Origin of the sequence: Lactiplantibacillus sp. 7.2.4, assembly GCF_018991185.1 — a bacterium.
Taxonomy (GTDB): domain Bacteria; phylum Bacillota; class Bacilli; order Lactobacillales; family Lactobacillaceae; genus Lactiplantibacillus; species Lactiplantibacillus pentosus.
On the sequence record NZ_JAGYGS010000080.1, the window covers coordinates 1 to 10,759 of the forward strand.

7 protein-coding genes are annotated in these 10,759 nt (G+C 41.0%); all 7 read right to left on the bottom strand.

Annotated features, from left to right (window positions below; genetic code table 11):
- The coding region (locus KGF70_RS15410; RefSeq protein ID WP_216769451.1) for a glycerate kinase at positions 1 to 626 on the bottom strand (626 nt) is incomplete at its 3' end.
- 3 nt (positions 627 to 629) lie between these two features.
- Positions 630 to 3,206: a glycoside hydrolase family 38 C-terminal domain-containing protein gene (locus KGF70_RS15415; RefSeq protein ID WP_253954898.1), complete on the bottom strand. Its 2,577-nt coding sequence runs from the start codon at positions 3,204 to 3,206 to the stop codon at positions 630 to 632.
- Between the two features lie 20 nt (positions 3,207 to 3,226).
- Positions 3,227 to 5,146: a PTS 2-O-a-mannosyl-D-glycerate transporter subunit IIABC gene (gene mngA / locus KGF70_RS15420; RefSeq protein WP_050338191.1), complete on the bottom strand. Its 1,920-nt coding sequence runs from the start codon at positions 5,144 to 5,146 to the stop codon at positions 3,227 to 3,229.
- 112 nt (positions 5,147 to 5,258) lie between these two features.
- A complete protein-coding gene (locus KGF70_RS15425) occupies positions 5,259 to 5,993 on the bottom strand; it encodes a MurR/RpiR family transcriptional regulator (RefSeq protein WP_216769453.1) in 735 nt (244 codons plus the stop codon).
- Positions 5,994 to 6,312: 319 nt separating this feature from the next.
- A complete protein-coding gene (locus KGF70_RS15430; RefSeq protein WP_216769454.1) occupies positions 6,313 to 7,764 on the bottom strand; it encodes a glycoside hydrolase family 1 protein in 1,452 nt (483 codons plus the stop codon).
- A gap of 6 nt (positions 7,765 to 7,770) precedes the next feature.
- Complete coding sequence (locus KGF70_RS15435; protein ID WP_050338188.1) at positions 7,771 to 9,063, bottom strand: PTS sugar transporter subunit IIC; 1,293 nt, start codon at positions 9,061 to 9,063, stop codon at positions 7,771 to 7,773.
- A 308-nt stretch (positions 9,064 to 9,371) separates the two neighbouring features.
- Positions 9,372 to 10,529 (bottom strand): ROK family protein, encoded by a 1,158-nt coding sequence (locus tag KGF70_RS15440; RefSeq protein WP_216769455.1) that lies wholly within the window; start codon positions 10,527 to 10,529, stop codon positions 9,372 to 9,374.
- Between the last annotated feature and the right edge of the window lie 230 nt (positions 10,530 to 10,759).

Here is a 10,759-nt window from a genome sequence, read left to right on the forward strand (position 1 = left end):
GGGCCAAACATTTGGACAGCCCCAGCAGTCCCCGTCAACGGGCCATCAACATCAGTACAAGCGACTAGTTGCAATCGCTTAGTGGCAATCTCAGATAAATCAATATGATCTATCAAATTAATACTGCTAATGTTGGCCGGCAATAATTGGTTATAACTGTCATATAGTTTTGCACCCAAAGCCCCCATTAAACCAATTCCGGCATCCGTTGTTCCCGTACCACCAAGACCTACGATAATTTTAGTCGCGCCCTGACGACTTGCAGCCATAATTAATTCACCAGTTCCTGCTGAACTAGTCATTACAGGATTCACAAAACCGACATCCGTTTTAACTGATTGAATCCCTGAAGCCATTGCAGCATCAATCATAGCGACGCGTTCATCAGGAACAAACGCATACTTTGCCTTGATCAACCTACCACAGGGATCGTGCACCATGGCATACTCCCATCTTCCACCTCTTTGATTTGCCAGAAAGGCTTCACTGGTTCCCTCACCACCATCTGCCAGCGTCACACCAGTACTGTCAATACCATACTGTCTAAACACCTGCGCGACAATTGCCGCAGCTTCAGCACTACTAAATGACCCTTTGAACGAATCAATTGCAACTAGTGCTTTCATTGACTACACCTCAAGTACTAATGTCACAACTTGATTAGGTTTTAACACCTTCTGATTATTAACATCTTGTTCTGCAAGATTTACTTGGTCAACTGACTGGGATAACGGGATCTCTTGTTCAGTTGCGTTAAAACATCTCAACAAGACCCGAGTATCATCCTCACTGACTTTAATGGTCGACACAGTTGCCGATGACGGCAATGGAACGGATAGCTCACGTTGTTGTGGTAGTGACGTCTTCGTTGAATTAAGATGCATTGCCTCAAATGGGATCTGGTTATAGGTCACTATTGGAGACAAGTACTCTTTTGCCATATTTGCCACATCCGCGTCAGCTAATGATCGAGGCACAATCCGGATGCCAAACTCTAAGGTAAGCCGTCCCTGCATCTCTCCATCTGGCGTGGCTGCATGAATACCAGAAGGTCGTCCCGGGCGCCGAACTAAGTTGGACTTACCTAACCAATCGACACTCCGAAACATTGTTAGTGCAATAATTGAGTCATCTACAATTTCGTACTCTCGTGAACTATTCGTAAAAATAGAGACAGTTTGCTGATCACTCAAGCTAACATTAGTCAAAAATGGAAAGATTTCATCAGGTCGTTCATCCCATTGGTCTTGTTGCCAAACTTTTAACATTGGATCATGTATCGGACGTTTAATCATGCCGTACTGATTATCTGCAATTGACTCTGTTGCCAAAATATTCGTTGGCACTAATACTCTTGTTCGCTGATCTTTGACGTGATTATTAATGTTGGCGACAATTTTCAGCGTTCGACTAGTCTTATCGACTGTAACAATAAACGCCACGGCCATTTCCGCCCTATCAGAATCCGGCGCTAGCCGACTATTTAAATCCCGTGGTAGCCTTAACGTATACTCAATAGTGGCTTGGTAACTTAATGGTCGCTCGCTGATCTTAATGTCCGCATGCTTAACCAGGTCAGCAGAATAGATTGGTACATCACCTCGCAATGGGGAGAAATCATATTCATCGCCATCATCCGCCTGATTTTCCACATTTAAAACTCTCTCGTACGTCTGTTGTGACGCCTTATCAAGAATTGTCATTGTACCATTATCATTGAAAGTAATGTGATAAGCATCAGTATCAATGGTCTTAGTTGACCGTGCTTCAACTGCTAATGCCTGAGTCGTCGGCACAATTGTGAATGTTTCGTAGCCGTACTTCTCTTGGTCCCAATCGAGTTCAATCATAAATTGATTAAAAGGTTCATAATCTCCGTGAGCAACAATTTGTCGATCAATTAATCCAGCATCAATCTTTTGCCGTTCAATAACATGAAAAGAGATTGGTTGATCCTTTGCATCATGAATCTGAAAGCCGTCAGCTTTAGTAATGACTGTTGCTTGTGCATAGTGACTTTTACGGTTTGGCAACAAATTAAAAAGTGTCAACTTATCTTGAGTTGTTGCCGTCTTGACGGCCATCGTAATTTTTCGCTTATAAAAATCAATCAGCATATCGACCCGTTCTTCAGCAACCAAATAGCGCCCTAGGATCTCTCTGTTGACTTTATCTGAAACACAGCCACCAATACTATCATGCGCATGGTTTTTCATTAGTTCTTTCCAAATCAGCTCAATCAGTCCATGTTGATATGGAATCCCACACCGATAAGCTAGGGTAGCCAATGGTTCTAGGATATTGGTGATTTTACTTTCAATTCGTGCATTATAAGCCTTCAGATCCATTCTTACCGAATAAATACTGCGATGGATTCGGCCACGCTTGCCATCTAACATTTCTCCACTAACTGTCGGTAAATTAGGTTGTTTTTGAATCGCATCAAAAAATTGCTCATATGTGCTTAATGCAAAATGACGATCTGGATACAATTGATTCAACAAAGTAATTACTTCTTGAATATTTTGTTGAATTGGCATTTGATCATGTCCATTAGGAATCAATTCATCCTGCCCATTTGCATGTTGATCTAGCGTATTTAGCAATTTATCCATTCGAGTCTTAAGTGCTTTAGCGTCATCTTCTAGATATTTACCAGACGCATATCCCAATGGGAAATTGGCAGTCATCACTTCTGAACCATCGTCAGATTGCCACTTGAACTCAGAGCGCTCTGTTCCTTTACGATTTGAAAGGCCGCGCCAAAATAGTGATCGCTGAATGCCAAATTGATTCAGAATCATCGGTGCCTGGGCACTTTGTCCAAAAGAATCTGGCACATAACCAATCATCATTGGCTTGCCTAAACGACGACTATCCTTTAAACCGTACAATAAATTTCTCGTCATAGACTCCGCGCCAATAATCGCTTCATCCGTCTGCGTATACCAAGGACCAATCTTCAGTCGACCTGTCTGGACTAATCGCTTAACTCGATCAACGTTTTCAGGCTTAGCCGCAAAATAATCTTCTAAAATAGCAGTCTGACCGTCCAAAACATAGGCAGGGTAATCAGGGTGCTGCTCCAACATATCCATAATTTCATCCATATTATTAACTAATAATATTTGTGACTCTTCAGTAGAAAAATACCACTCGCGATCCCAATGCATATGAGAAACAATATGAATCTGATTCGGTTTCAATATAAAAACTCCCTTTTTGATTATGCCATCTTTTTATTTAGCTTCTGCTTACGTAATAAAATCAATAGAATCGTTGAAATCAGTGCGCCCAATAATGCGGCACCCAGCCAAATCAATGGATTCATTAGGCCGCCAACGCCACCTTTTAATAAGAACATTGAGAAGATACCAGCACCCGGAACATTAAGTCCAACTGCATAATATGCAACAATTCCTCCCGTAACCACAGAACCAACGATGAATGACCCAATGGCACGGATTGGATCAGCCATGGCAAATGGAATTGCCCCTTCTGTAATTCCTGCTAAACCCAAAATCCAAGTCTGATTTCCCACTTGCCGTTCTTCATCGGTAAATAGGTCTTTTCGTAATAAACAGGCAGCAGAAATGGAAAAGGCACTGACCATCTTGACCGATGCAAATACACAATATGGAACAAAATTACCGTTCGCCATTGCACCCAGACAAAACGCATAGGCCGCTTTATTAACAGGGCCGCCTAAGTCAAATGACACCATGCCGCCAATGACAGCACCTAACAGTAATGCATTGGCACCAGCAAGACCGTTCAACCAATTAATTAAGGCTTGATTCAACCAAGCAACTGGTTGTCCGACAACGAAAAGCATCAATACCGCAACAATTAGTGTCCCGATAACGGGGTAGACCCAGAAAGTAATGACGCCTGAAAACGCGCCTTCACTGTGAATATGCTTTTTCATCCACTTCATCAAATACCCAGCTAATAGCCCAGCCAACATCCCGCCTAAGAAACCACTAGCAATCGTGTTTGCTGCTAGTCCGCCTGCAAACCCAGGCCCCAGAGCTGGCTTGTCGGCAATAGAGTACGCCATGTAAGCAGATAGCACTGGAACCATCAAAGTTCCCAGCATATTCCCACCCAGCGTCTTCAAGATTGCTAGCCAACTCTTAGGGTCATTGATCATACTTTGCAGCCCAAATCCTTGAGCAATCATTACTGCAATCGCCGAAATCATCCCACCAGCAATAATAATTGGAATAATATATGAAATACCTGTCAGCACTGAATCTTTAATCTCAGTCCAGACATTGGTTTGATCATCGACTGAATCATCATCAACCGCTGACTGGTCCTCAGGCCGATAAGCTTGGGATTTACTGATCATTTTATCTAATACGGCATCCGCATCTCTAATCGGTTCTGCAACCGGAACATCAACAACCGGTAGACCCTTAAAACGTTCAAGATCTTTAAGTCGAACATCGTGGGCTAAGATCACACCACTGGCTCGTTTAATTTGTGCTGCTGTAATCCGGTCTTCTACACCTTTAGCGCCTTGTTTTTCAACATGTATTTCAATTTGTCGTGCAGCTGCAGCTTTATTCAATGATTCTGCCGCCATATACGTGTGCGCAATCCCCGCAGCACACGCCGTAATTGCGACTAACGACTGGTTTGCTGACAGCACTTCATTTACGTTATCAGTACTTTTCGTCCCTACTAACGGTCCTAATAATTGAAGGAGGTCAGCTGCTGTATTAGCCCCCATTAGTTGATTGCGATAGTCCGCATCTGCCAAGCGAGTTGCCAATTCCGATAAGATGTCTAAGTGTGTTGTCCCCGCCTCAGCCGTCGGAATTGCTAACAGAAAAATTAACCGAACCTGATTATCAGGCTGAAGACTCTCATAGTCGGTAATTGGTGTATTTGTTTTGAGAACGGTGAATGCCGCTTTCTTGACGGTATCTGATTTACCATGTGGAATCGCAATGCCATTTTCAAGTCCCGTTACCGATTCTGATTCACGCTCGTAGATTGCATTCAAGAATGCTTCCTTTGATGCAATCTTACCTGCCTGATAAAGTTTTTCAGTCAAAAAATTAAAGGCTTCTTGTTTGGTGGTAATGTCCTTACCAACGGTGATCAGATCTAGTGATGTCGCTTCGGTCAAGTCCATTTTTGTTTCCTCCTTTTATTTCAGAGACATCGTACCACCGTGAATGTAACCGCATTCAATTGTTGAAATAAATAAACACCATCTCAAAAATAAGATGGTGTGCTGTGTATTTTTACACATAGTTATTGAAATATCGGTCAAAAAGCGCCTTCATAATAATAAATAGTGGTGTTTTATCCGTCAGATTATACCCACGCCACGTAATCGGCTGCGAGTAGCTATATAACGCGACATCTGCTAGCTTAGCCAATGAATTAATTTGTAAGCCTGTCAATGAAATAACCGTTTGCTGGTTGGCGCGCGCTGCTTCTGCAACCCGTAAAGTCTGTGCAGTTTCCCCACTCTGACTAATACAAAAAATAACTAAATTGGGATCGTTCTCAATTTCATAAATAATTTGATTCTCATAAGTGACGAACTGAGTTTTCTGGTCTACCGCATTAAAAATATCAGCAAAATTTTGCGCAACATAGGCCGTTTCTCCGACAGCAAAGAAAAGATTCTTCTTGGCTCTCGTTAGTGCTTCAATAGCAGTGTCTTCACGATACTCATCAATTAAATCAAAATTACGGTTAATGACTACTTGTTGTAACAGTTGATCAGATCCCCGCTGGTCATTAACATGTGCATCTCGTAATGCTAATTTCAAAGCGACAAAGCCATCATAGTTTAATTTCTTACATAATCGGATGATTGCATTTGGCGCAACATATGTTTTGGCTGCTAATTTGCTGATCGACATATGGCTGACCGCTTCTTGATTGTCCTTAATGTAACTAATAATGGCTTCTTCAGTCTCATTAAGTTTATATTCAGCATTCAATACACGCTGGTCAAAAGTAATCACAAGCAGCCCCCCAATGACTATGATATGTAGAACTTATATTAATAATAATCGCATAATTCATATACTGATAGCCTATCACATGGATTGATATTCTCAAAGCACGATACAATTATTGATACCAATTTACTTATACCTTGTTGTAATAGCAGCGTTAACTCCGCCCCTGAAGCATCGATCAAGTTTCACTTTCAGTCTGCTATTCGTCAACCAGAACGATTGGAATTAAATAATCCATTTCATTCTGAACCATAGGTAATCTTCTAAGCTCAAATAAAAAGCCTAAGCCCTGTATGTATTCTACAGAACCTAGGCTAACAACTTAAGAGTTTCTCCTGATGAAATCTTGGTACCAATAAAAACTCTTCTTTGGAATTCTAGCTAAATCTAATTCACTGTCATCGTTACGATTAATATAAACAAATCCATAACGCTTTTTGTAGCCATTTAACCAGCTTAATAAATCTGTAAATGACCAGGCACAATACCCTAGAAGTTCAACACCATCAGTCAGCGCACGTTGCACTTCTGTTATGTGCGCCTGCAAATAATCGATTCGATACTGATCATTCACAACCTTACCGTCTTCAAGTTGGTCTTTTGCTCCGAGACCATTTTCTGTCACCATAATTGGCAGCTGATACTTTTCGTATACCCGTCTCAAAGCGACTCTAAATCCAACAGGGTCGATCTCCCATCCCCACTCCGTTTTAGGCAAATAGGGATTTTGGACATTCTTGAACATCGGCGTCTCAGGCTGCTGTGCCTGTGCATCTTTAGGCTGCATTAAATACGGATCTTTACTCGAAAAGCCCTTTTCATCGTGTTCTTCCTTAGAGGGATGTTCAATCTTGTTTTGTTGGAATGTCCCACCATGGTAATAGTTAATGCCTAAGAAGTCCGGCTTTGCTGACTTCAAAAGCCGACTATCATCTTCTGTAACTTCTGGTGCGATCCCCAAATTCTTCAAGTGGTTCATAACTAAAACTGGATAAGTCCCACGGCAATACACATCTAGCCACCAATTATTATTAAAATCATCCGCATTGTCAGCTGCCAGAACGTCATTAGGGTCAGCTGTAATTGGATATGTCGGTCCATACCCAAAGCTCGGTCCAATCTTTCCCTCGGGTACCATTTCATGGAATAGATTGATTGCAACGGCATTGGCAAGATTAATAATATGATTGGCTGCATACATTCGCTTCACGTCTGTGACATTAGGCGGATGCGAGGCCCATCGATATCCCATCGCTGTAAAAACATTTTGCTCGTTAAACGTGACCCAATATTTAACCCGGTCGCCATATTGCGCAAAAACTGTCTGGCAATATTTTTTAAATGCAGCAATGACTTTGCGGGACTCCCAACCACCAAACTTATCTTGTAAGGCTTGTGGAATATCCCAATGATATAAAGTTATTACGGGCTGAATATTATGATCTAACAAGTCATTTATTAAATCATCATAAAACTTCAATCCTTTGGCATTCACCTTACCATCTGGAATGATTCGTGACCAAGCAATCGAAAATCGATATGCTTTTAATCCCATTTCTGACATTAACTGCACGTCTTCTCGATAGTGGTGATAATGATCAATCGCTACATCCCCATTGGTTCCGTGGTAGGTCTTACCTGGTATCTTGGAAAATGTATCCCAGATTGAGGGGCCCTTACCATCAGTATTCCATGCGCCCTCAATCTGGTAAGCAGCCGAGGCGGCACCCCAAAGGAACTTTTTGGGGAATCTTTTTAGGCTTTTATAGTACATACTCGATTAAGCTCCTTTGACCGTAGAAACAGACTGCGATGAGCTTTCACTTGATTGCTCGTCGGTTTTCTCTTTTTGCTCCGTCTTTAGTTCTTGTCGATCTAGCATACGGAAGAATGGATAATAGGCAGCGACAGCAACGATTAATTCAATTAATTGCCATACTGATGCGCGCCAATCCCCACCTGTCATCAAAAAGCCACTAATAATCGTAGGTGTTGTCCAAGGCACTTGAGCGACGATCATTCCAATTACACCAAACTTCATTAAGTAATACGTGATGAATTCTAATACCATTGGTGTCACAATGAACGGTACCATCAACGTAGGATTTAATACAACAGGCAATCCAAACATAATCGGTTCACTAATATTGAAGATTGATGGCATAAGCCCTAAATTACGCATTGCTTTGTATCGCTTACTCTTGGCAGTAAACATACATAATACCAATCCAAGAATAGCTCCAGTCCCACCAATAGTCAGTCCAAAGTTCAGAAAACCATCTGCTGCAATATGAACTGGCGCTTGACCTTTAGATACCGCATTGATGTTTGCAGTTAAGAAAGTCAAGAATACTGGCGTATAGATACTTCCGATAACATTGGTTCCATGAACACCAACAACCCAAAGTGCGAGAACAAGGAAGATGGCTAATTCAATACCCCAAATGCTATCCAACCCAACAACTAGTGGGGAGAAGATAGCGGTAATAACCGAATTAATATTAATATGCAAAACAACCCGGATAAGCCAAACAATGAATAATGCAATTGAACCAGGAATCAACGATGAAAATGACTTTGCTACTGCGGGTGGAACAGAATCTGGTAACTCAATCGTCCAATTTCGAGCGACACAAAACCGGATAACTTCACTTGCTAGAATACATACAACAATCGCCGTAAAAATCCCACCAGAGCCGAGGTCTGCTGGATTAATCGTCAATTTGTCGTTTAGCATGGCAAGAAGAAAAGCAACTGTTGGAATGACCGTCCCCGTCATCGTATCCAGTTTGTTAGCCTTTGCGGATTGGTAACTAATTCCCATCGCAACAATTAGAGCTAAAATACCAAAAGTAACTGTTACGGCTGCATTCAGATAACCGGAAATTGGTTTAATAAAATTAGTCCACCAAGTAAACGGTAAATTTGCAACAATCATAAAAATACTTCCGAAAATCGTGAACGGAATCGTAATAATCATCCCGTCACGAAGAACAACCATATATTTGAGATTCCCAAGTTTTGCTAAAGCAGGCAAAAACTTGTTCTGAAACCCTAGAGCAATGTTCTTCATAATTTATCCCTCCATTTTCAGTTATTTTTTTTAACAAAAGAACTAACTAAAATGTAACCGTTTTATTTGTTGCTGTCAAGGGGCCTCGCTGACTTAATTTAAGCAGTCCTAAATCACCAATATCAGTAAAATTATGGCTAAGCCACCAAACGGTCGAGATTATTCAACAATTTCAGATCATTATTTGTGATCTAAATTATTGATTTACGCTTGCTCTCAATGCTAGAAAACAAAAAAAGCATGTATCCATTGATTGGAAACACACTTTTCAAACACATCATATTCGCTTAGAGACGGGGTTATGAACATTACTGTTCTGATATGGGTAACGAGCGATTTTTAAATATTAATTTCCCTTCTGACAATCCTAATACTTGCCGAGAAATAAGTGCACAGCCCCCTAATAATACTGAGCGATTGACATCGTTGAATAATTCTATTGGGGCCTTTTCTCCGATAACCGGCGTTAAAAATTGCTTTGTCTCTTCAAGTATTTCCGGTATTGAACGCAAAAGCTGTGATGCAATGACAACCTTTTCTGGATTAAGCGCGAGAAGCATATTTTGTAAAACGATAGCGACGCCCATACTAAAATGATGTAAGACAGCCTCTGTATCTTCGTCACCATTGTCGTACCAGCGACGTATATCTGCAAACGTCACTGATTGTTTCTTCAATGACTCTAGCTGGTGAATTACTGCCAAATCAGTCCCCACCTCCCGAACAGCAAGTGGTCGATCCGCGCCTAGGCCGTAATAGCACGCTCGACCAATCTCTCCGGCCTCGCTACTGGCACCTTCGTAAAGCTTTCCATCAATGATGGTACCGGTACTTACATCATTGATTAAACTTAAAGACACCCCATCCACAACAGAAGTTGTCGTAAAATCTCGTAAATAAAGTGCCGACAGATTCGCTTCATTACCTAACACAACCGGAACGTTAAACCGACTTTGGAGAACTTGGGCTAAATCAAACTTTTCTAGACCATTTACCACGTTAGATCGAACGATATGGTTATTCTGGACAACACCAAATACTGCTACTGAAATTCCTAGCAATTCATCACTATCTATCAGGATTGATTTTATCGCCTGATACACTGCTAGCAAATATTCCGAGGCAGCATCCCCAGTAACGGGGGTTTCTTGGTATGTAATTTCGCTCCCATCTAGCCAATTTGTCATACAACTAATTGTATCAGCATTAATTTTAATGTTTACGGTATAGCCAGCCCGTGCATTAAAGTTTGTCAGTGCAGGCTTCCTACCACCGCTCCGCGTACTGCTACCTTGACCAATATCATAAATTAAATTATCATTTTCCAATTTTGTAAAAATACTATATACGGTTGACTTGGTTAAATTTAGCGTTTTAGAGATAGACGCCCTTGAAGTTGGTGATTGATTAAATATTTCTCGCAGAACATTTAATTCATTAATTTGTCGTATTGTTACCCGATTCATATCAAGTATTCCTCTGAATGGCTCATTTTTTAAGTTGCTATAGTCCAATTGACGCCAACTTAAACAGTAAAATATCAGAGCCACTGTCTTTCTGAAAATTCATATGTTAACTCGTACTTTCATAGTACATATGTATAGACCAGTTATCAACTTATTATCACTTTCCTGATAATACGCCTCTACAGTCTAGATTGAAATTCGATAGTTGCATTTTATGGTTTTCTTTTAAT